This is a genomic window from Wolbachia endosymbiont (group B) of Limnophora tigrina, from assembly GCF_964263235.1.
Lineage (GTDB): Bacteria > Pseudomonadota > Alphaproteobacteria > Rickettsiales > Anaplasmataceae > Wolbachia.
The window spans coordinates 321048-343225 of sequence record NZ_OZ181655.1 but is presented as its reverse complement, the minus strand read 5'-3'; the positions used below and the strand labels follow the sequence as shown (position 1 = coordinate 343225).

The following is a 22178-nucleotide window of genomic DNA, read 5'->3' as shown; positions in this document are numbered from 1 at the left end:
CCAAGGTACTTTCTATAACTAAATACATTTTAATTATAGACGAAAAAATTTAAACTTCTATATCCATTATAAGATAGAATTATAGGGATTGCAACCATTATTTATACATTGTCTAAAACATGTGGTATTTGCTACTTTATTCAATTTACTTTAAAGAGTACTCTCTAAATTATGTTTAAATGGAACACAAATAATATCATTGATGCAACTGGCGGAAGAGGCGTAAATGGTTGTAATTGGATACATAGCTCAAATATTTCAACGGACACAAGAAGCATAAAAAAAGGTGATTTATTTATTGCACTCAAGGGAAAGAATTTTGATGGCCATAATTTTTTGCATGAAGCGTTTTTAAAAGGGGCTGCCGCTGCAATAGTAAGTGAGGGTAAATATAAAAATTTCCCTCTCATTATTGTACAAGATACCTTGAAAGCTTTGCACGATATGGCATCATACTATATTAGAAATATTCTTGTTGATGCTAAAGTTATTGCAATTACAGGCAGTGTCGGGAAAACCACTACAAAGGATATGCTGCACACTGTTTTATCGCAATATGGAGTGTCCCATGCAAACGAAGGTAACTTAAATAATAATATAGGATTGCCTTTGACAATTCTAAAAGCTCCAAAAAACTGCCAGTACTTAATCCTTGAAATGGGAATGAATAAAGCTGGTGAAATAAAAGAATTATCAAAGATTAGTAATCCAAATATTGCAGTTATTACCAACATCGAACCTGCACATACTGAAAATTTTTCATCACTATTTGACATTGCACAAGCGAAATTAGAAATTCTCTATGGCATGAAAAGTAATGGTACTTTGGTTTTAAGCAGAGATAATAAGTATTATAATTATCTCTCATCACACGCAGGTAGAAATGTAATAAGTTTTGGTAAAGATAAAAATGCTGAAGTTTGTTTACTAGACTTAACAAGAAACGATGAACCCTCTGCCACCCCAACGCCATCTTCTGTAATCCCAGTGCTTGACTACCCGGATCCAGAAAATTTAATTACGAATGAGTACATCAGACGGTTGTATAATAAAGACTGGATTCCAGTGTCAGCTACTTGCATGACATCAAACCAGGCTGCTAATGGATTAAACTTAAAAATTAGACTTAGTGACAATAAAGTTATAAACTGTAATTTACGTGTACAGGGTGAGCACTTTGCTTACTCGCTACTTGCTGTTGCAGCAGTTATGCAAAGCCTAAGGCTTGATATGTCAAAATTACCACTTGCATTTGAGAATTTTAGTGTAACGAAAGGTAGAGGTAATGTTCATAAAGTCAAATATAATGGAAAATACATACATTTAATTGATGACTCCTATAACGCCAGCCCTACTTCGATGAGGGCTGCAATAAAAACTTTGAGTGCATATTCTAATCAAAAAAAAGTAGCTTTGCTTGGTGATATGTTAGAACTTGGTGATGAAAGCAAAAAATTTCATACAGATCTGGTTAAGGTCATCACAGAAAATAATATAGATAAAGTTTATACAGTTGGTAAATTTATGTTAGAATTAGATAAGCTTTTGCCAGATAATGTAAAAGGCGTGCATTTTAATGATTCTAATCAATTGAAAAGTAATTTAGCTGACATTATTCAGAATAATGACGCAATTCTAGTTAAAGGTTCACGAGGAATGAAAATGGATCTTATTGTACGGGAATTCATAATAGAATATTAAGCAAAATCATTGTATTAATTTACAGTAACAAATTATTAGGAACTTTAATCGTGACAAAACGTGTAATTATTTTTGGTGGAACGGGGTTTATAGGGAAACACATCGTAAGACGCTTGGCAGCAGAAGGATATTCAATAAAGATATTCACTCGTAATCAGGAAAAAGCTGCTTGTTTAAAATTGTGTGGCAATTTGGGACAAATATCAATATTTAAAGGCGATTTTTTTGATGAAAAATCAGTTCTAGAGGATATGGAAGAATGTGATGTAGCCATAAACTTAGTGGGAATATTATATGAAGCAAAAAAGCAAGATTTTTACGCTGTTCACGTTAAAATAGCTGAAAGGATAGCAAAAGCTGCAAAAATGAAAAATGTACCTATGATGATACATTTTTCCGCTATGGGAATAGAAAATAGCAAGTTGTCAAAATATGCCAAAAGTAAATTGGAAGGTGAAAAAGCTGTAACTTCAGCATTTCAAGAAGCAATAATAATTAGGCCAAGCCTTGTATTTGGTAAAGAAGATAACTTCTTTAATAAATTTGCAAGATTAGCAACTATTCTTCCTTTCTTACCACTAATTGGGAATGGAACGACTAAATTTCAGCCAATATGTGTAACAGACTTAGCTGAAGTGGTATATCGTATTATCAGTTTTAATAAGCAAGACAAGAAAATTTATAACATGGGTGGACCAAAGGTTTACTCTTTCAAAAGCTTATTGAAGTTTATTCTGAATGTTACTAACAGAAAGTGTTTGTTGATCAATGTATCTTTTCCAATGGCAAAGTTAATAGCTTTCTTTTTAGAAAATAAAATTATTTCTATGCTGCTAAAACCAATAACCAGAGATACGAACCCTGTGCTTACTCAAGATCAGGTGAAAGTTATGATGAATAGCTCAATCGAAAAGTCAGCTGACCTTGAAATAATGAAGGTTCGACCATTAGCAATTGAAAATGTGGTGCCAGAATACTTGAAGATTTATAGAAAGTATTGATAGAAGAGTGTGCCCGGTAGGATTCGAACCTACGACCCACAGCTTAGAAGGCTGTTGCTCTATCCAGCTGAGCTACGGGCACACAATATATATAAAATGCTTCTTAGTACAAATGAAGTCAAGTATTTCGTGTGAATATGATGTTTGTGGTAATATCTTACAACACCTTGTCATTGCAGTTGTGTGTCACGCGCTACCGAAATTGGATGCGAGAAGTCCATTTATTTTAGAAATATTATATAGAAAGTTGCTTGACAAACTCCGCCAGCCCCCTTATCATGAAACTGAAGGTATTCAGTTATCTTCATCTGTGCAGATTAAACAGCAAGAAAACAACTTAGTTGGCGTCTTATTTTTAATTTTTTGCACTATGTGCACCTTATGTCTTCACAATATTTCTAGGTTTTTACCTACACAAGCTGAAACGCGCTTATAAGTCGTTTAAGACAGTATAGTACGCCAATTTGCAGAATTAGAGAGTGACAACTAGCTAACATGGGATTTCTTTTGCCTTTTTTTCTGCTTAGTAAATTTCTTAAACATTTGAACTAAGGTGAGTTGCACTTAAAAGCAGCTAAATTGCAGTGTTTAAGACTTAAAAAAACGCCAATACAGAAAATAGACAATGACTAGGGCTTCTTTTGCCTTTTTTTTTACTTGGTAAATTTCTTAATATTTATAGCTAAAGCAATTTAAGAGACCGAAAATGGTGTCATTCCAGCGCGTGACGCTGGTTTATTATGCAGCCACTTATTTAAAGTTAAGTTTTCTGGATCAAAGTAGTCAGGGCACTGGAATGACACCCTGACAATCGTCATCCCGCTACTTGTTAGCGGGATCTAGAGATACCGCGGCGGTATGACGGTCTGCGGCAGTATGACATAGGACTGCTGTCATTCCAGTGCTTGACACTGGAATCCAGCTTCTATGCAACCTCATCAAAAACATTCATTTAGTATAAGATCAGCTACTTTCCATGCTAGTTTGCTTATAAACAAGCAAACTTTTCTGGATCCCAGTGACCTTTGTTGTATTGCCAAAGAGATGGGTCGTTGAGCGCTCTTTTGCTTGGTTGGAAAAGTGTAGGCAGTTGTGGAAAAATTGCGAACGTAAACTCAATACCAGCTTGCAAATGATTGTCCTTTCCTTCATTTCTCTCCTATTACAAAGATTTTAAACAGGTTCTTAAGAAAGTTTTAAATTTTTGCAGACCATACCTAAAAATAAACAACTTTAGGTTTAAATTTATGAAATCAGTTGTTATATACATCAGCAAATAAGGATTTAACTGGTGTTATGGACTTAAATAAATTTACTGAAAAAGCAAAAAGTCTAATTCAAAGTGCTCAGATGAAAGCGTTGGGAGCTGGGCATCAGATTTTTATGCCTGAGCATTTACTCAAAGTGATGCTTGAAGATGAATCAGGTTTAGTTCAGGACTTGATAGATGCTTGTGGTGGAAATGTGCAAAGTATTTCCGATGCTGTGGATAGCGCAATAAAAAAGTTGCCAGTAGTTGAAGGTCCAGGAAGTGGTGGCCTTCAGCTTTCAAGAGAAATAGCAAAAGTTTTTGAAGATTCAATTGGTATTGCGAGGAGAAACAAAGATTCATTTGTTGCCGTTGAGCGTTTACTGCAGGGCCTCACTGCACAAAAAGATGATACTGTGGGTAAAATCCTATTGGAAAATGGTGTAACTCCACAAAAATTGAACTCAGTTATTGCAGAAATGAGGAAAGGTAGCAGCGCAGACTCGCCAAATAGTGAGGAAAAATTAAACGCTGCTAAGAGATGTACAAAGGATGTTACAGAGCTTGCTATGCAAGGAAAGCTTGATCCTGTAATTGGTCGTGATGAAGAGATCAGAAGAACTATGCAGGTATCACTGAGGCGGACAAAAAATAACCCAGTGCTGATAGGTGAACCTGGTGTTGGAAAAACTGCAATAGTTGAGGGACTTGCAAATAGAATTGTTGCAAATGACGTGCCACTTGGTTTGCGCGATGCAAAAGTTTTAGCTTTGGATCTTGGCGCATTAATTTCTGGAACGAAATTTAGAGGAGAATTTGAAGAAAGGTTAAAAGCAGTGATTAATGAGATTTCAAAAGCAGAGGGAAAAGTTATCTTGTTTATAGATGAGCTTCATACTTTAGTTGGAGCAGGGGCAACAAGTGGTGCAATGGATGCTTCAAATTTGCTAAAGCCTGCTCTTGCGCGTGGAGAAATTCGCTGTATAGGGGCCACAACTTTGGATGAATATCGTCAGCATATAGAAAAAGATCCTGCACTTGCAAGGCGTTTCCAGCCCGTGTTTATCTCTCAACCAACTGAAACTGATACTATTTCAATACTCAGGGGTTTGAAGGAAAGATATGAGGTGCATCATGGTATAAGAATTACAGATGGTGCAATAATTGCTGCTGCAACGTTGTCCAATAGATATATAACAGATAGGTTTTTACCTGATAAAGCAATTGATTTGATTGATGAAGCAGCAAGTAGGGTGAGAATTGAAATGGATAGCAAGCCTGAAGTTATTGATGAACTTGAGAGAAAGGTTATGCAGCTAAAGATTGAAGCAGAAGCTCTAAAAAAAGAAAGTGATGAAAATTCTAAACAGCGTTTAAAAAAGATAAATGAAGAGATCGAAAATCTAAACAGTAAATTTGCTGACTTAAACAGTAAATGGCAGATGGAAAAGAATAAAATAGCTAGAATACAAGAAACGGCTGAAAAATTAGATAACGCTAGAAAAGAGCTGGAATTAGCTCAGCGAAGTGGAAATTTAGAAAAAGCAGGAGAGCTGATGTATGGTGTGATTCCTCAGCTTGAGAATGAATTGAAAAATCAGGAAAAGGTTACTGATAGCTTCTTAAAGAAAGAAGTGACTGGAGATGACATTGCACACATTGTTTCAAAGTGGACGGGAATTCCAGTTGATAATATGATGCACAGTGAAAAGGAAAAACTCCTTAATATGGAAGATGAAATAGGAAGAAGAGTAATAGGGCAAAAAAATGCAATAGAAGCAATAAGTAATGCAGTTAGGCGCTCTCGCTCTGGTGTGCAAGATACTAATCGACCTTTCGGTTCATTTTTATTCTTAGGTCCAACCGGGGTTGGAAAAACAGAACTGGCAAAAGCCCTTGCTGAATTTCTGTTTGATGATCAATCAGCGCTTCTGCGTTTTGATATGTCAGAATATATGGAAAAACATTCTGTTTCAAAGCTAATTGGCGCTCCTCCAGGGTATGTTGGCTATGAGCAAGGTGGCAGATTAACCGAAGCAGTAAGAAGAAGGCCATATCAGGTTATTCTGTTTGATGAAATAGAGAAGGCAAATCCAGATGTATTTAATCTATTGTTGCAAATCTTGGATGAGGGGAGAATCACTGATAGTCATGGCAAATTAGTTGATTTTCGCAACACCATACTGATCTTAACTTCTAACCTTGGTGCAGAGATAATGCTTAAGGGAGTTACAGAAAATGAGACTCTACCTCCTGTCATCCAAGTAGCTGACACTGGGATCCAGATGCAGATTCCAGCGTCACGCGCTGGAATGACATCGGAAGGAGGAGTTGCTAACTCTGTAAAAAGCGAAGTGATGCAAATAGTTAAATCAGCATTTCGTCCAGAATTTTTAAACAGGCTGGATGAAATTATTATATTCCACAGTTTAACCAGAGATGACATCTATAAAATTATAGATGTTCAATTTTCTTATTTACAAAAAACACTTGCTAAGCGTAAACTGAGTATAAGTTTGTCGCAGGAAGCTAAAGAACTAATAGCACAAACTGGCTATGACCCTGAATATGGAGCAAGGCCCCTAAAAAGGGTTATACAAGAGTGTATTCAAAATAATTTAGCTAAATTAGTTTTATCAGGGGAAGTAGTAAAAAATGATGAGCTAATAGTGTACGCTCTTGATAATGAAATCTTAGTTAAAAAGGTTTAAGTTCACTGTGTATTTTTGTTAAAAAAAATGTGTATAGATCATAATGTTGACACTGAGTCTTTATTTGAGTTAGTTGATCAAGAAAATCAGCAAGATAAAGAGAAAATTAAAGAATTTATTAAGTATTTTTATAGTTTTGTTTATAAAAGCGACCTAAAAGCCAATGATAAGTTTTTGCTATATATTGTAAACGATGCTTACAATTTTGTTGCTCAAAAAGAGAAAGATGAAAGTAAGTTAGTAGTAAGCAATATAGATGATATACCAGGAGTAGAGGGCGATTTTACCACGATTAAGATAACAAACGATGATATGCCATTTTTGGTTGATTCTGTTATTGCAACTATTAAGTCGCATAATTTAACAATATGCTATTACAGCAATAGCATAATTAATATCCAAAGAAAAGATGGCCTAATAGATGAGATTTACCCTTTGGAAGAAAGTAATGGAATCAAAGAGTCAGTTATATATGTAATTATCAAGGGTATAAGTGACAGTTTTGTTGATAAATTAAAAGAATCTCTACAAAAAACGCTGAAAGCAGTTAATTGCGTTGTGAAAGACTGGCACTTAATGCTCAAGAAGCTGGATGAAGCGAAAAGTCTTCTTTCTGTCATCAAGCAGCCAGCGCCGGATGCTGGAGTGGTACCGGGAAAGGATTTCTCAGATTGGCTAAAAAACAATAATTTTGTATTTTTAGGTTATCAAGAATGCACCGCAAATCAGGATGGAAAATTCCTTGCTACTAGCAAGGAAAATCTTGGTTTGATGAGAGCAAGTAAAGAGTATCAAAATGCATCGATCTCATCTGAGGATCTAGGTTCTTTGTATATATTTAGGTCAGATCTAGTTTCAATAGTCCATCGGCGTACATACATGAATTGTATAGGAGTAAAAGAATTTAATGACCAGGGTAATGTGGTAAGGGAACGGCGTTTTTTTGGTTTATTTACTTCTGTAGCGGAAGTCCAAGATATTCGAACTATTCCAATAATAAGAGATAAAGTTAAAATTATAGAAAAAAATGCAGGGTTTGTAACCGGTGGTCACAATAACAAGGCTTTGATTTCTATTTTACAAACATTCTCTTGTGATGAATTATTCCAATCAAATGAAGACGAATTATTTAAAATTTGCATTTCGATCATGTCTCTTGCGATTAGACCAAGGGTCAGGTTGTTTTTAAGAAGAGTAGGGGATTTTATTAGTTGCATAGTGCTGATACCGATGCGTTATGCTAGCGCTAGGCTAATGTTCAAGATACGTGATATATTGAAGGATGAGACAAGTGCAGAGAGTTCAGATATTTATAACAATCACATTATCAATGAATATGATTTGATGAAATTGCATGTAGTGCTAAAGACCAAAAATGCTAGCGTTCTTGATGATGAAGTTTTGCGTATCGAAAACAAATTAAGAAACATTACAGAAAAGTGGGAAGATCGTTTTATAGACAATTTATATAATACTTTTAACACTGTTGAGGATATATTCATCCGTTATTGCAAGGCATTTCCGATAAGCTATCAAGAGAGTTTCGAACCTCATGACGCATATTACGATATGAAAAAATTGGAGATAGTGAGGAAAAAAGGAGTTAGCGAGGTCGATTTAAGACTTACTCGTGACAATCTTAATTATCAATTAAAGGTTTACACTTCGAGCAATGGAGGTCTTGAATTATCGAAGATATTAAGAATTACTAAGAATTTGGGAGCTAAGATTCTATCTCATAATGGCTATTACATAGAAATTAACGGCGGAATATGGATACACCATTTTGTGTTGTCAAGAGTCGATGAATTAATAGACAACATTACTCTAAAAGAGCAATTTGAAATAACACTTGCGAAAGTGTTTAGAAAGGAAATTAAAAATGATTATTTCAATAGTTTGGTCATTATTGCTGGACTGGAGTGGAAAGAAGTGCTTCTGGTTAGAGCGTTAAGTGCTTACCTAAAGCAGACGCCATTTAACTACAATCCAGAATATATCCAAAAGGTAGTCTCAGAGTATCCAAAAATAGTAAAGTATTTGATACAACTATTTCATGCAAGATTTGATCCTAGCATAGACATTGATAGAGCAGAAACCACGGACATTTTCATAGAAAAAATTGAGGAACTTCTAAAAGAGATCAGCAATGTTTCACATGATTACGTTTTGCGCTCGATATTTAACTTGATAATGGCTATTTTAAGGACCAGTTATTATCAAGACGATAAACCATATTTATCTACAAAATTTGACTCAAATAAAATAAATGGTTTGCCTGATCCTCGTCCATATCGTGAATTGTATATTTATTCAAATCTTTTTGAGGGAATACATCTAAGAGGAGGGGAATTGGCCCGTGGTGGCTTAAGGTGGTCGGATAGGACGGAAGATTTTCGCACTGAAGTTTTGGGGCTCATGAAAGCTCAGATGACAAAAAATGCGGTTATTGTACCTGTTGGCGCAAAGGGTGGGTTTGTAATTAAGCAAGTTTATAAAGACAAAGATATTTTAAGAGAGAAAGGTGTTGAATGCTATAAGAGTTTTATCAGGGGAATGCTTGACATTACTGATAATGTAGTTAATGGCAAAATAATTCCACCAGAGAATGTGATTAGGTATGATGAGGATGATCCATACTTGGTAGTTGCAGCAGATAAAGGCACTGCTTCTTTTTCTGACTATGCAAACCAAATAGCCTCTGAATACAATTTTTGGCTTGGCGATGCATTTGCATCTGGTGGATCAGCAGGTTATGATCACAAAAAAATGGGTATTACAGCCAGAGGTGCATGGATTGCAGCGCAGAGACATTTTTGGAAAATGAATAAGGATATTTACCAGGATGCAACTGTTATTGGAATTGGAGATATGGCTGGCGACTTATTTGGAAATGGTATGCTGCTTTCAAAAAATATACATTTAATCGGCGCATTTAACCATATGCATATTTTTATTGATCCAAATCCTAGTGCAGAAAAGAGTTTCACAGAGCGTAAACGTCTCTTTGAGTTACCATTTTCAACTTGGATGGATTATAACAAAGATTTGATTTCTAAGGGTGGAGGAGTATCTGAGCGTAGCAGCAAGCAAATAAACATTTCTCAAGAAATAAAAAAACGCTTTGATATAACAGAAGATATGCTACCTCCAAGTGATTTGATTAGATATCTACTCAAAGCAGAAGTGGACTTCATATGGAATGGAGGCATTGGCACGTTTGTTAAGGCAAAGAGTGAAAATCATAGCATGGTCGGTGACAAAGCAAACGATGAGTTAAGAGTAAATGGTAAAGATATTAGAGCTTCTATGTTTATAGAAGGCGGAAATTTGGGATGCACACAGCTTGGAAGAATAGAATATGCTGAAAGAGGTGGATATATCAATGCAGATTTTGTTGATAATTCAGCCGGAGTGATATGTTCGGACCTTGAAGTTAACATCAAGATTGCATTTGTTTCAGCTATGAAAGCAGGGGGTGTTTCTTTAGAAAAAAGGAATGAAATACTGGCAAGTATGGTGGACGAAGTTGTATCCAAAGTGCTTGAGAACCACAACAGAATTGAAACAAAAGCATTACTTCTTGAGTGTTTGCAAGCTAAAGAGAGATTGGAGCAGCACCACAGGTTACTGCTCAGTTTAGAAAAATCTGGGCTGTTAAACCGAAGCGTAGAATTTCTTCCAGCTGACGAAGAGGTAGCAAGGATGTTAACTGGTGCAGAAGGTTTCAGTTCTCCTCAGCTTTCTATTCTAATGTCTTATGCTAGAACGGCAATAAAAAATGAAATTATACATTCTGATCTGCCTGAAAAAGATCTTATATCTAATGACTATTTGCTAGGTTATTTTCCTAAAAAGATGGTAACAGAGTTTAAGGATTTCATATTAAAACACCAACTTCGTAGAGAAATTATCTCCACTTGTATTACAAATGATGTAGTAAATAGGATGGGCTGTATATTTATTAATAATTTAGTTGAGAATAATGGAATTAAGGTACACGAAGCAGTTAACATATATATCGTTGTTAACCACCTATATGATTTAAATAACCTGTGGCAAAAAATTGATGAATTGGATGGAAAAATTGATATTAACTCATACTTGCAAATAGTGAGAAATGTGCAGAAATTTATTGGCAGAGTATCGTTTTGGTTAGTAAAAAATCTTAGCTTTATAGAATTGGATGATGTTACAAAATTTAAAGATGCAATTGAAACTTTAGGCCATAATGTTTTAGATGAACACCTGCTAAAGGTCTATAATCATGGATACGCTTCTTTAGTGGAACTTAATATAGATAAAGATCTAGCAAAAAAAATTGCTGACCTGTGCGTTCTTACTTATGCACTGGATATTATATCTGTTGCTGAACAGACGTCTTTGCCCATTCTTGATGCTGGCAAAATATACTTTGAGTTAAAGTCGCTGTTAAGATTCGATCTTATTAGAACAATTGCCATCAAGATGAAAAGCCGCTCTTCTTATTGGGATCGCAGCTTAGTTAATGATTTATTGGACGATTTAAGCAATTATCATTATAAGCTAGCTGTTAAAGTTATAAAATCCACTGATAACCGTAAAAATAAGGTTCAAATCTGGGCTTGTAGTGACAAGGATTACATAGAACGTTACAATAGTTTTTTGGATGAGATGGTTGCTTCTAAACTTGATTTAAGCAAATTAATATTTATAATCAAAAGGATCAAGGTACTTGCTTCATAGGAAAAATGTTCAATATAGGTTTTACAGAAATTTTAGTCGTCGCTTTAGTGAGTATAATTGTTCTTGACAGAAATAAGGTACCTATGTTTATCAATCTCATTAAGACTATATATAGGCATTTTATAATTGTAAAGTCAAAAGCTAAAAGGTTGTTGAAGGATAACGGAATTGAAGACTTATATAAAGAGCGTAGTACTGAGAAAGTAAATTACATAATTGGTAAAGATGGCAAGCTTTATCCTACTTACGATACAGATAATACATCTAAAGATAATGACAGCAAAGATCCTAGTAGTAGATGATGTACTATGTAATGTTAAGCTTTTAGAAGCTCGACTAAAAGCAGAGTACTATACGGTTACCGTAGCTTATGATGGTGAAGAAGCCATAGATTTAGTAACAAAACAGCAGCCAGATATTATATTACTTGATATCATGATGCCAAAGATGAATGGCTTTCAAGTTTGTAAGGAGCTAAAGAATGATCCCTTAACAACCCATATTCCAATAATTATGGTGACTGCGCTGCATGACACTCACGATAGAGTGCAAGGCATTAATGCTGGCGCAGATGACTTTCTGACTAAACCAATAGATGAAACTGCTTTATCTGCGAGAATTAAGTCCCTCACACGCTTAAAGATGATTATCGATGAATTGCGTTTAAGAGGAGAAACCAACGCTGAGATTGGCGGAGTAGCAGGAAACAGTATTATGGATTATTCTAATCAGATCTTTGATGCTAACATACTTGTTGTAGATGAAGATGTCTTTCAAGCAGAGCAAATATATAATGTACTAAAGCAACGCTTTAGGTCAATTAAAATACTGAGTGATCCAGTGGAGGCATTAAAGGTTGGTATTAAGAATAATTACGACCTGATCATTTCTGATATGCAGTTTTCAAAAACTGACGGCCTGCGTTTGTGTTCTGAGTTTCGTAGTAAAGTAGAAACACGTTATACACCAATTCTAATTCTTTCTGAAGATTATGATAAAAGCAATTTAGTAAAAGCACTTGATGTAGGTGCTAATGATTATTTAACAGTACCTTTGGATGAGGGTGAGTTAATAGCAAGGGTTAATTCGCAAGTAAAACGCAAAAGATATCAAGATGCCTTGAGAATGAATTTATTTAATAATGCGGAAATGTCTATAAAGGACCCATTAACTAACTGTTATAATAGAAGATATTTTGATGCACACTTAAGAAACATTGTTAAGGACTCTGTGGAAAAGGATAGAAGGTTGTCTCTTATGATACTTGATATAGACTATTTTAAGATGGTGAATGACAGTTTTGGGCATAGTGCTGGAGATGAACTTTTAAAGCAAGTACAGAAAAGAATTTCTGAAAATATCAGAGTGACAGATTTACTAGCTAGGTTTGGTGGTGAGGAGTTTGTTGTTGTAATGCCAGATACCAATGTATCAGATGCGTATACTATTGCGGAGAGAATACGAAAAATTATTGCTAAAGAACCTTTTATACTTGCGGACAAAAATACAACCCATAACATAACTGTGAGCATTGGAATTGCAGAAATGCAAGGATCTGACCTTGACGATATTAAAAAATTTATAGTACGTGCTGACAAATATTTATATAAGGCAAAAAACAGTGGTAGAAATAGAGTGGTTACTGGCTATAGCTAAAGTGGCTTAAGTTTACCGACAACCGTCATTCCGCTACTCGTTAGCGTAATCTATGCTGAGATACCGCGGCGGTATGACGTGTTGCCTGGGTCAGCTATAGATTTCTGAAATGATTTCAAAAAAATGATAACTAAGGTTAAAGCGACAACATGAGGTTTCTCAGCTCTGGAAATTTCATGTTTAACTGCAAAAATAGATACTTATTTAAAAAATATCCTGTGACTTTCAGTCCTAACTGAAACTCTTGGAATGAGTAGCTGTTTTGTAGGTTATTATTGTATACATCATGCAACATTTGTGGAAAGGGTAGGAGTTTATCTGCATAATAATCTCCTGCTTTTTTTGACACTGCTCTACCAGTTTTTGGAGAAATAAATTGTAAGTTTTCCTTAACACCTGTTACAGCACATTTGGATAAGTCTAACTTGAATCCCAATTGCGTAAGAAGCAGAAGCTCTAAGTTAAGATAATGGCTTTGCCAAGACTGATTGTTGTGTTTAACTACATCGATGAAATATCGAAAATTGTCATACAGCACGGCACAGGGTTCACTTTCTGGAAGCACTTTTTCTAAAATAGAGAAGAAAGAGACAATAGTAATGCTTTTTAACCTATCTTGAAAGAAATGATGGAATGGAGATTCGATTAATTCGCACTTTAAAAAACCTAGATTTTCAGGTAACTTAGCACTCCATTCTGCATGTAATAGATTACTTATCTGAAACTTATAATTGCTATTGTTTGTTAGCTTAATTAATCCCCTGCGCTTTCCATGATTTTTTGTAAACAGAGAAAGAATTAAGTTTTTATCGCCGTATTTTTTAGCAGCTATAATGATGCCTTCATCTTTCCATCTCATTTAGAGTATATTGACCGTATGATATTATAGGATAGTACACCTAGAGCTTGTAATCCATAAAAATCACTTACTCTGTTACTATTTGCTTCCAAAGTTTCAAGGCTATGAGAGAGTAAGTTATCGGCTGCCACTCTTCTTCCTGAGCCTGATGCATTTCATACTGAGTTTTTGGTTTGCTAAATAATTGTTTGAATGATTTTAGTAACATTACTTTTCCTCATCTGAAATTTTGGATAATTCAGCTTCTAATTCTTCTATCGTCGGTAAAGCTGTTTTTATGTTCTCTGGTAGATTTTCAGTTATTCGGTATTCTGCAAGACCTATTGGCTTTGTCATGTCTCGCAGTGTATATTCGGCCAGTACATTATTTTTTGATTTACATAAAATTAATCCTATAGATGGCTGGTCTGTTGAGTGTTTTAGCAAATTATCCACTGCAGAAAGATAAAAATTCATTTTTCCAGCGTATTCTGGTTTGAATTTATTATCTTTCAACTCAATCACTATAAAGCAACGTAATTTTAAATGGTAGAATAATAAATCAATATAAAAGTCTTCATCTCCAACATCTAAATGAAATTGTCTGCCAACAAAAGCAAATCCTTCACCGAGTTCTAACAGAAATTTTTCCATATGTCCTACGAGTCCTTTTTCTACTTCTCTTTCATGAGCATCCTTACCTATACTTAAAAAATCAAAAATATACGGATCTTTTAATGTATAATGTGCTAAATCTGATTGAGAGGATGGTAATTTTTCTTTAAAGTTAGTAATAGCTTTCCCTTGACGTTTATGTAGTCCAAGCTCTATCTGAATAACCATAATGTTACGTGACCAGCCATGTTCAATAGCTTTTTTTACATAAAATAATCTTATTTCATGACTTTCTATTTTTTCCAAAAGAGTGATATTGTGATACCAAGTTAATTGTGCAAGAGGCTCCTGCACAAATTCAACATCAAGATATTCTTCGGCAAACTTACGCATATACTTCAGATTTCTCGTGCTAAAGCCTTTCATTTCTGGAAATGTACTTCTCAAATCCTTACTTAATTGATCAATTACCTTAGCTCCCCAGGCATGTTCTTTTTGGCGTTTTAGGATCTCTGTACCAATATGGTGGTAAAGAAAATAAGCTTACTATTTACTGCAAGTGCTGCTTTATAACGACTAGTAGCGATATGTTCTTTCAACTGCTCTAAAAATTCTGTATATTCTTTTGCTATAATTTTTGTCATACGGTTCCTTTTAATCCATTATACAATTCCTTTGTCTGTCGAGAAGACAATCTTTCGCTTGCCTGCAACTTTGAAGGGATTCCTTATTTACTTCAAACTCGTCCATCAACTAAAATATATTGACTTTATGTGCAATACTAGCTTTAAACCAGTAAAACAAACTGCTTAACATATGCGTTTTTTCTATTGTAATTACATTCTTTTTTTATCTTTATGTTGTTTTCTGCTTTTTTCGTTACCTTCAACAAAAGCCCAAACGAATGATACGTCAGTTGTTCCTATACCACAAAGGAAAAAAGAAACAGTTGAGCACACTGTTGTAGCACAACCGAGGCAAATTATCGAAATGCAAGAAGAAGTCATTATTAACGAGGGTAAAGAATTCATTCCAGTTCCAAAAAGAAAAAAAAGTGTAGGGAAGAAACTAAGAAGGGATGTTAGAGAGGCAAAAAATGAAATAGGAAACGAAAAAAGCGTTGAGAATAAAAAGGATGAATTAGTTGTAACAGAAATTATTAACTCTATAAGAGACAAACTTACAAAATGCTGGAGCATTCCTGAAAGCATAGCTTACAAAGAAAATTTTAATATAAAAATTAACTTATTATTATCCAGTCAAGGCGAGATAATTATGGCCGATGTAGCAGACAGTGATTCCTATCGAAATAATCCACTTTTCAGGTCGATAGCAGATAATGCAATGCGTGCAGTATATAAATGTAGCCCATTGACTGGCTTGCCTACTCAGCACCACCACATTTGGCGTGAAGTAACACTAGACTTTATTCTATAGCTAAAGTAATTCTATAATTTAATAAGCCGTCATTCCACTGCTTGTTAGCGGAATCTATGCTGAGATACCGCGGCGGTATGACGTAGGAAGATCTGAGCAAACTTTCAATCAGGAACAGCCAAAGATCTCTCTAAGATGTCAGTTTCTTTTGTATCTGCAACTTTACCGTCCTGATCGAATGAAATTTGCAGAGACTTACTGCTATACTTCCTTTTTCCTAAGAAGTTAGCTTGTTTAATTTTATATGAGACATAGTACCAAACGTTATCATCGAACTTTGATACTAATGTTGGTGATCCTAAAGTGTGAACCACTTTTTCTTTATCGTCACCTACTTTTATCTTGCTCCACAATTCAACACTAATGCCAGGAGCTCCGTGGTTGTGAATAGTGTGTGTGCAGCTCACTGTAAATAATAAAATAAAAGATATTAATACTCGCATTTCTGTTGATAAATTACTTGAAGCTATAATACACTAATAAATTACCTGCCGTCAAATTTCAAAAAAGTTAAATTGACTGATTCTCAATATCATTTAATATAATATTTACTTGAGAAAATAATAGGTGTTTTATGTCATTATTAGAAGCAGATCCAATATACAAACCTTTTAACTATCCTTGGGCTTATGATGCGTGGCTACAACAACAAAGGATACATTGGATACCTGAAGAAGTTCCGCTCGCTGATGATGTTAAGGATTGGAAAACTAAACTTTCAAGTGTAGAAAAAAATCTACTAACCCAGATCTTTAGATTTTTTACTCAGGCAGATATTGAAGTAAATAACTGCTACATGAGGCATTACTCAAATATATTTAAGCCAACAGAAATATGCATGATGCTTGCAAGCTTTTCCAATATGGAAACCATACACATTGCAGCTTATTCTTATCTTTTAGACACAACTGGTATGCCAGAAAGTGAATATCAAGCATTTTTAAAGTATGATGCTATGAGAAAAAAGTATGAATACATGTTAGAATTCGAGGAAAGCAAAAAACACGATAAAAAACATGTAGCTAAAACTCTAGCAGTGTTTGGTGCATTTACTGAAGGATTGCAATTATTTGCATCATTTGCAATTTTGCTCAATTTCCAACGTTTTGGCAAAATGAAAGGTATGGGACAAATAATCGCTTGGTCAGCTCGTGATGAAACTTTGCACACCAATTCAATTATCATGTTATTTAATACATTTATTAAAGAGAATAATGAAATTTGGGACAGCGAGTTTAAAGAGGAATTGTATTCTGCATGTCGCACTATTGTTGAGCTTGAGGATGAGTTTATAAAGCTTGCTTTTGATTTCGGAGATGTTGAAGGACTATCCGCAGAAGAAGTGCGCAATTACATACGCTACGTAGCAAACAGACGGTTAATGCAATTAGGTCTTGAGTCCATATATGATGTTAATGATAATCCTATTCCATGGCTCGATGAAATACTAAATGGCGTTGAACATACGAATTTCTTTGAAAATAGAGTAACAGAGTATAGTCGTGCAGCAACTCAAGGCACATGGGAGGAGGCTTTTACTGAAAACGACACGAATAATAGGTGAGTGCTAATTTCACTCTTCTTTGTCATGCAAGTAGCTGACACTGGAATCAGTTTTTTGATCGAGAATGTTGTATAGTGCATAATCAATTTTCCTGGATCGAAGTAGTCAAGGCACTGGGATCTAATAGATAATATTCGTGCAGTACGCGCGGGAGTAACAAAAGCTGCTTGTCTTTCATAATGTTTCATAGCAATAGGCAGTTTTGCTTTACTTAACAACTAACTTACCATATATATGTCCATAGGACACTGGTATATAAGAACGTGCTACAACTATTAATCTTACTCACGGTCATCACTTCAGTTGCATTCTTTGGTCATTTAGTTCCAATGGAAGCAAAAACCTTCTTGTACTCAACGAGCCTGAGTATAAAAGAGGTTTTGCTATTTATAATGCCTTTTATTATTTTTGCGTTAATCTTTAGCAGTGTTAACAATCTTAAGCAGTCAGCTATAAAGTTTATATTGTTACTTATTATAATGATCTTCTTATCGAATCTGGCTTCAAGTTTAATAGCTTATTCTGTTGGGCATTTTATCATACAAAACACTTATTCAATACAAGATATAACGTATGAAGAAACAATTGTTCCTTTATGGTCGTTTAGGCTTCCGCTACTCTTTTCTAACTTTCATGCTCTTGCTTGTGGATTTGTGTTCAGCATAGTAGTGTCTATACTGCTAACTAAGAAAAGCAAAGAGCTTTCGAACAAAATGTTAGATTTAACTCTCTTTATTTTGAAGACGTTTTTGACGCCGATTATTCCAATATTTGTACTTGGGCTTGCTTTAAAAATGCAGCATGATCAAGTTTTATCTATAATATTTAAGGATTACTCAATAATTTTCATTATTATAGAATCTGCAACCTACCTTTATGTTTTCCTCTTATATGGAGCAGCAAATTCATTCAAGATCACAAGCTGGATAGCTAGTATAAGCAATATGATACCGGCATTTATTACTGCGATGAGCACAATGTCTAGTAATGCAACTATGCCGCTTACTCTTGAAGGAAGCAAAAAAAATGTAAAGCAACCTGATATAGCATCGTCTGTTATACCAATAACTGCTAGCTTCCATTTAGTAGGTGATTGCTTTTTTGTTATAATATTATCAATGGTAATTACTTCTGGTTATTTATTGTCCACAACGGACTATGTAACTTTTCTTCTCTATTTTTTGTTATTTAAGTTTGCTATCGTTGCAGTGCCGGCAGGAGGAATTATGGTAATGCTACCTATTCTTGAGAAATACCTCAAATTTTCTCCAGAAATGCTTTCGTTAATCACAGCCTTGTATATAGTGTTTGATCCAATAATCACTTCAGCAAATGTTATGGGTAATGGTGCCTTTACTATGATGTTTACAAAACTCTATGATAAGCTTAAGTAATGTCTATTTTAGCGATTGATACTGTAGGTACTGGTAGTTCAATAGCAATAGTTGATTATGATGGTAATTGTTTTGTAGAGCGCAATTCCGCCAGCAACAATCATGTAGAATCATTTTTTCAAATTCTGAATACTTTATTTGATAAGCACAATTATAATTACGATAAAATAGATCATTTAGCGGTAGTAGTTGGACCAGGAAGTTTCACTGGAATTAGAGTTGGTATATCAGCAGCACAAGGTATAAATCTTGCTACAAATAAGCCATTATACGGAGTTAATGCGCTGGAAGTTCAAGCTTACACAATATCTTTGCTTTGTACGAATAGCAAAAAAAATATCAGAGCTATAATCAAAAATGCTCAAGGGTTTTATACGCAGTTATTTGATTTCAATTTATTGCCGCTATCTGGTCCAACTGCAGCACGTGACCCTGGATCCAAGTGTCACGCTACAAGCAGTGACTACATTACACATATGGATTGCAATTTAAATGCTAGCCATGCAGGACTATTGGTTCATTATAGACTGAAGAACAAGCAAAAATTAAATGAAGTTGAGGCTCTATATTTAAATGAGCCTCAGTATATGAAATCATTATAGACTATTCTTTCGCGTACATACAATGTGGCTAAGCCTGTGCATCTGGTTTACTATCTCTTGAGCTACTTCTTTTATACTCATATCTGAATTTTCTATCTCTATGGCACTCGGTGGTATAAATAAATTGTTAATCCTAAATTGCTCTATCATGCTATTTACATTAGTCACCTTCCTATTTTTTCTTTGCCTTTTTAATTCAATACGCTTTTGTAATGTCGGTAGATCACACCTAAGTACCACAGGAAGGATTTCTGTGTTCATTTTTTTACTAAGCCTTACTATTGAATCATACATCCTCATGTTCTGGTCATTATTTTCCATCAACTCATCAATAAATATGTAATTTTTTGAGTGAATCGGATAATTTTCTATTACCTGAAGCATAATTTGCATAATGCCATATACTCTATCTTGAACTTCTTTAGGTATTTGATCACGTTCAAAGACACCATTGTATATAGAGCAAACTTGAACATTGTTATAGAACTTACTATTTACAATTAATGCGTCTATCATATTGGACAATTCTATTGCTGTGGAAAGTTTACCACTTCCTGAAAGACCAGAGAGATATGTGAAAAATCCTGCTGGCTGTTTTTTTGTGTTAATACTTACCATATTATTTTCAATCTTGAAACTTACATTTATAATAACATAAAAACAAAGCTTTAAAACATATGAAATATTATATAGAAAATTATTTTTATAGTTAAGATATTATGTAATTTAGAAACACAAATTCTGTATATAAACTCTATAATAACGATAACTATTTTTAAGCAAGCTACAACACAAAAGTGTTTGGTATTCAGAAAGCAAGACAGAGTGGCATAGACTTATTAGTTTACTACAAGCCTTTTTTCGTGTATAAATCTTCAGAAGATTCTAACAGAGGATTGTGTTGTTAACAAAGAGCAGAGTAAAAAGGGATCTAGTCTATGCCTATCAGATTTTGTCTTACCTTAAACTGGATGATCATACATATACTCACCTCTCGGTATGTTCTGAAGATCAAAAGTCGTTTTATATTTACCCATTTGTTATACGCTTTGACGAAGTGAATGAAAATTCATTGATGAGAGTATCACTAGATGGAAATGTGATTGAGGGTACAGAATATCAATATAATAAAACTGGCTATATAATTCATGGTTTTGTTTATCAAGCAAGGAAAGACATTCAAGCAATTTTTCACCTGCATACACCTTCTATTGTAGCAGTTTCTTCTCTACAAGATGGACTACTTCCAATAAGTCAATGGGCACTGCACTTTTACAATAAAATCTCTTACCATAATTATAATTCCCTAGCACGTAGCAATACAGAAGGAAAGAGGTTAATAGCTGATCTGAAAGAAAATTTTGTCATGTTAATGCGCAATCATGGATCTATAACGTGTGGTCGGACTATACAAGAAGCAATGTTTTACACGTATCATTTAGAACGAGCGTGCAAAACTCAATGTTTAACGTTAGCAATGAATAGGGAGTTATCAATTCCAAGTGAAGAAATTTGCTCAAAAGCTGTAAAGGATCTCCTATCTTTTGAAAGCAATCTTGGTGAGAGGGATTGGCACGCATGGGTTAGACTAATTAAAAGTAAGTTGTAAGAGGCTTTCGCATTACTATCTGTCATCCAAGTAGGGAGTCATACGCGTCAAGTTAAGAGGTGACCTTACCCAGAAAAAGTAGAGAGAAAGTTAAGACGTTTTTGGAGTAAAATAAAACGTTTTTTCAAAATATGGCAAATAGAAGCAGCAGGATTCAAATTAGAAGCTGTTAAGCTGGTTAAAGAAACAGAAGTACAAAAATAGCAAAAGATCTAGGTATAGATGGCAGTATGTTAAGTAAATGGGTAAGAAAATATGATGGAAAAATGTCAGAAGCATACGCATTTCCAGGCAAAGGCTCCTTATGACAAAGAAAGATTTGATCTAAAAAAAGAACTAGCAAGAGTAACAAGAGAAAGAGACATTTAAAAAAAAGCCCTGGCCAAACAAAAAGAGTAAAGTATTCTTTTATATAGAAATTGCTATAAAATACAGGAACTATGTAGGGTTTTAGACATATCTGCTGGTGGTATGGGTTGCTAAGGGAAAAAGCAGTAAGGAATTAGCAAGAGATGGGCTTCTAGCAGATATTCAAAAAAAGCATCCAAATGCAGATCCCTAAAATTCACGCTGAATTAAAAGCTTTAGGCAAAAATTAAAACAGTATAAAGTGTTATGCAAGAAAATGGCATTAAAGCCAAACTTAGACGAAGGTTCAAAAATAAAAAACAGCAAATAAGCAACCGAGTTGTGGCTCCGAACACATTGGATCAAAAATTCACCACTGATCAGCCAAATAAAGTTTGGGATTACTTATATAAAAACTAAGGAAGGTTGTTGGCAGCAATAATTGACCTATATTCACGTATGGTAGTTAATGAGTAGCTCAACAAATAAACAATTGGTTATTGACTCTTTATTGATGGCCGTTAATAAGCGCAAACCCGATAAAAATCTGCTGTTACATAGCGATCAAGGGCCACAGTATACCTCTCAAAATTACCAATTTCTATTGAATACAAAAAACATCATTTCCAGCATGAGCCATAAGGGATGTTGTTACGATAACTCTGTTGCAGAAAAGTTCACTCAAAAGGGAGCTGCTTATTGATACTTCTCGCTCAATAAACCAGAAC

Annotated in this window: 17 protein-coding genes, 1 tRNA gene and 2 pseudogenes; 13 read left to right on the top strand and 7 right to left on the bottom strand. The window is 34.6% G+C overall.

Annotated elements, in window-relative coordinates; genetic code table 11:
• Positions 1-171: 171 nt before the first annotated feature.
• The gene (locus tag ACE38O_RS01635; protein ID WP_374698858.1) at positions 172-1701 is read left to right on the top strand and encodes a Mur ligase family protein; all 1530 of its coding nucleotides are present in this window, start codon (positions 172-174) and stop codon (positions 1699-1701) included.
• A 50-nt stretch (positions 1702-1751) separates the two neighbouring features.
• Positions 1752-2702, top strand: a complete 951-nt coding sequence (locus tag ACE38O_RS01630) for a complex I NDUFA9 subunit family protein (protein ID WP_374698857.1) — start codon at positions 1752-1754, stop codon at positions 2700-2702.
• A gap of 8 nt (positions 2703-2710) precedes the next feature.
• Here ACE38O_RS01630 and ACE38O_RS01625 read toward each other — a convergent pair.
• Positions 2711-2784: transfer RNA gene (locus ACE38O_RS01625), tRNA-Arg, on the bottom strand.
• A 610-nt stretch (positions 2785-3394) separates the two neighbouring features.
• On the bottom strand, positions 3395-3520 hold the full coding sequence (locus ACE38O_RS01620) for a hypothetical protein (RefSeq protein ID WP_374698856.1): 126 nt from the start codon (positions 3518-3520) through the stop codon (positions 3395-3397).
• Between the two features lie 203 nt (positions 3521-3723).
• On the opposite strand from ACE38O_RS01620, the pseudogene ACE38O_RS01615 reads away from it, so the two are divergent.
• The 5 genes and pseudogenes from ACE38O_RS01615 to ACE38O_RS01595 all read left to right on the top strand — a co-directional run.
• Positions 3724-3879, top strand: a pseudogene (locus ACE38O_RS01615) (transposase); the annotation flags it as partial.
• Positions 3880-3998: 119 nt separating this feature from the next.
• Positions 3999-6662 carry an ATP-dependent chaperone ClpB gene (gene clpB, locus ACE38O_RS01610; protein WP_374699056.1) on the top strand — a complete coding sequence of 888 codons (2664 nt, stop codon included), beginning with the start codon at positions 3999-4001 and terminating at the stop codon, positions 6660-6662.
• Positions 6663-6689: 27 nt separating this feature from the next.
• Entirely contained in the window at positions 6690-11387 is a 4698-nt protein-coding gene (locus ACE38O_RS01605; protein ID WP_374698855.1) for an NAD-glutamate dehydrogenase, read from the top strand.
• Positions 11388-11392: 5 nt separating this feature from the next.
• Complete coding sequence (locus ACE38O_RS01600) at positions 11393-11689, top strand: hypothetical protein (protein WP_374698854.1); 297 nt, start codon at positions 11393-11395, stop codon at positions 11687-11689.
• Complete coding sequence (locus tag ACE38O_RS01595; RefSeq protein ID WP_374698853.1) at positions 11661-13043, top strand: PleD family two-component system response regulator; 1383 nt, start codon at positions 11661-11663, stop codon at positions 13041-13043. The genes ACE38O_RS01600 and ACE38O_RS01595 overlap by 29 nt, the downstream gene beginning before the upstream one ends.
• 136 nt (positions 13044-13179) lie before the next feature.
• Here the strand turns inward: ACE38O_RS01595 and recO are convergent, their stop codons facing one another.
• The gene (gene recO / locus ACE38O_RS01590; protein ID WP_374698852.1) at positions 13180-13902 is read right to left on the bottom strand and encodes a DNA repair protein RecO; all 723 of its coding nucleotides are present in this window, start codon (positions 13900-13902) and stop codon (positions 13180-13182) included.
• Between the two features lie 207 nt (positions 13903-14109).
• Positions 14110-15140, bottom strand: a pseudogene (locus ACE38O_RS01585) (PDDEXK nuclease domain-containing protein).
• A gap of 172 nt (positions 15141-15312) precedes the next feature.
• Between ACE38O_RS01585 and ACE38O_RS01580 the strand changes: the two are divergent.
• Positions 15313-15933, top strand: coding sequence for a hypothetical protein (locus ACE38O_RS01580; protein WP_374698851.1), 621 nt, complete (start codon positions 15313-15315; stop codon positions 15931-15933).
• A 104-nt stretch (positions 15934-16037) separates the two neighbouring features.
• Here the strand turns inward: ACE38O_RS01580 and ACE38O_RS01575 are convergent, their stop codons facing one another.
• Positions 16038-16376 (bottom strand): outer membrane protein assembly factor BamE, encoded by a 339-nt coding sequence (locus ACE38O_RS01575; RefSeq protein ID WP_374698850.1) that lies wholly within the window; start codon positions 16374-16376, stop codon positions 16038-16040.
• Between the two features lie 131 nt (positions 16377-16507).
• Between ACE38O_RS01575 and ACE38O_RS01570 the strand changes: the two genes are divergently transcribed.
• Positions 16508-17497, top strand: a complete 990-nt coding sequence (locus tag ACE38O_RS01570) for a ribonucleotide-diphosphate reductase subunit beta (RefSeq protein WP_374698849.1) — start codon at positions 16508-16510, stop codon at positions 17495-17497.
• On the opposite strand, the gene ACE38O_RS01565 is transcribed toward ACE38O_RS01570, so the two are convergent.
• Positions 17446-17715: a hypothetical protein gene (locus tag ACE38O_RS01565; protein ID WP_374698848.1), complete on the bottom strand. Its 270-nt coding sequence runs from the start codon at positions 17713-17715 to the stop codon at positions 17446-17448. The genes ACE38O_RS01570 and ACE38O_RS01565 overlap by 52 nt on opposite strands.
• Positions 17716-17760: 45 nt before the next feature.
• Here ACE38O_RS01565 and ACE38O_RS01560 point away from each other — a divergent pair, with 45 nt between their 5' ends.
• Both ACE38O_RS01560 and tsaB read left to right on the top strand, forming a co-directional pair.
• A complete protein-coding gene (locus ACE38O_RS01560; RefSeq protein ID WP_374698847.1) occupies positions 17761-18891 on the top strand; it encodes a cation:dicarboxylate symporter family transporter in 1131 nt (376 codons plus the stop codon).
• Positions 18891-19493 carry a tRNA (adenosine(37)-N6)-threonylcarbamoyltransferase complex dimerization subunit type 1 TsaB gene (gene tsaB, locus ACE38O_RS01555; RefSeq protein ID WP_374698846.1) on the top strand — a complete coding sequence of 201 codons (603 nt, stop codon included), beginning with the start codon at positions 18891-18893 and terminating at the stop codon, positions 19491-19493. Before ACE38O_RS01560 ends, tsaB begins: the two co-directional genes overlap by 1 nt.
• Here tsaB and ACE38O_RS01550 read toward each other — a convergent pair.
• Positions 19488-20111 carry a hypothetical protein gene (locus ACE38O_RS01550; protein WP_374698845.1) on the bottom strand — a complete coding sequence of 208 codons (624 nt, stop codon included), beginning with the start codon at positions 20109-20111 and terminating at the stop codon, positions 19488-19490. The genes tsaB and ACE38O_RS01550 overlap by 6 nt on opposite strands.
• Positions 20112-20391: 280 nt before the next feature.
• Here ACE38O_RS01550 and ACE38O_RS01545 point away from each other — a divergent pair, with 280 nt between their 5' ends.
• Together ACE38O_RS01545 and ACE38O_RS01540 are read left to right on the top strand one after the other, a co-directional pair.
• On the top strand, positions 20392-21102 hold the full coding sequence (locus ACE38O_RS01545; RefSeq protein WP_374698844.1) for a class II aldolase/adducin family protein: 711 nt from the start codon (positions 20392-20394) through the stop codon (positions 21100-21102).
• 817 nt (positions 21103-21919) lie between these two features.
• Positions 21920-22153 (top strand): DDE-type integrase/transposase/recombinase, encoded by a 234-nt coding sequence (locus tag ACE38O_RS01540; RefSeq protein WP_374698462.1) that lies wholly within the window; start codon positions 21920-21922, stop codon positions 22151-22153.
• The last annotated feature ends 25 nt before the right edge of the window (positions 22154-22178 follow it).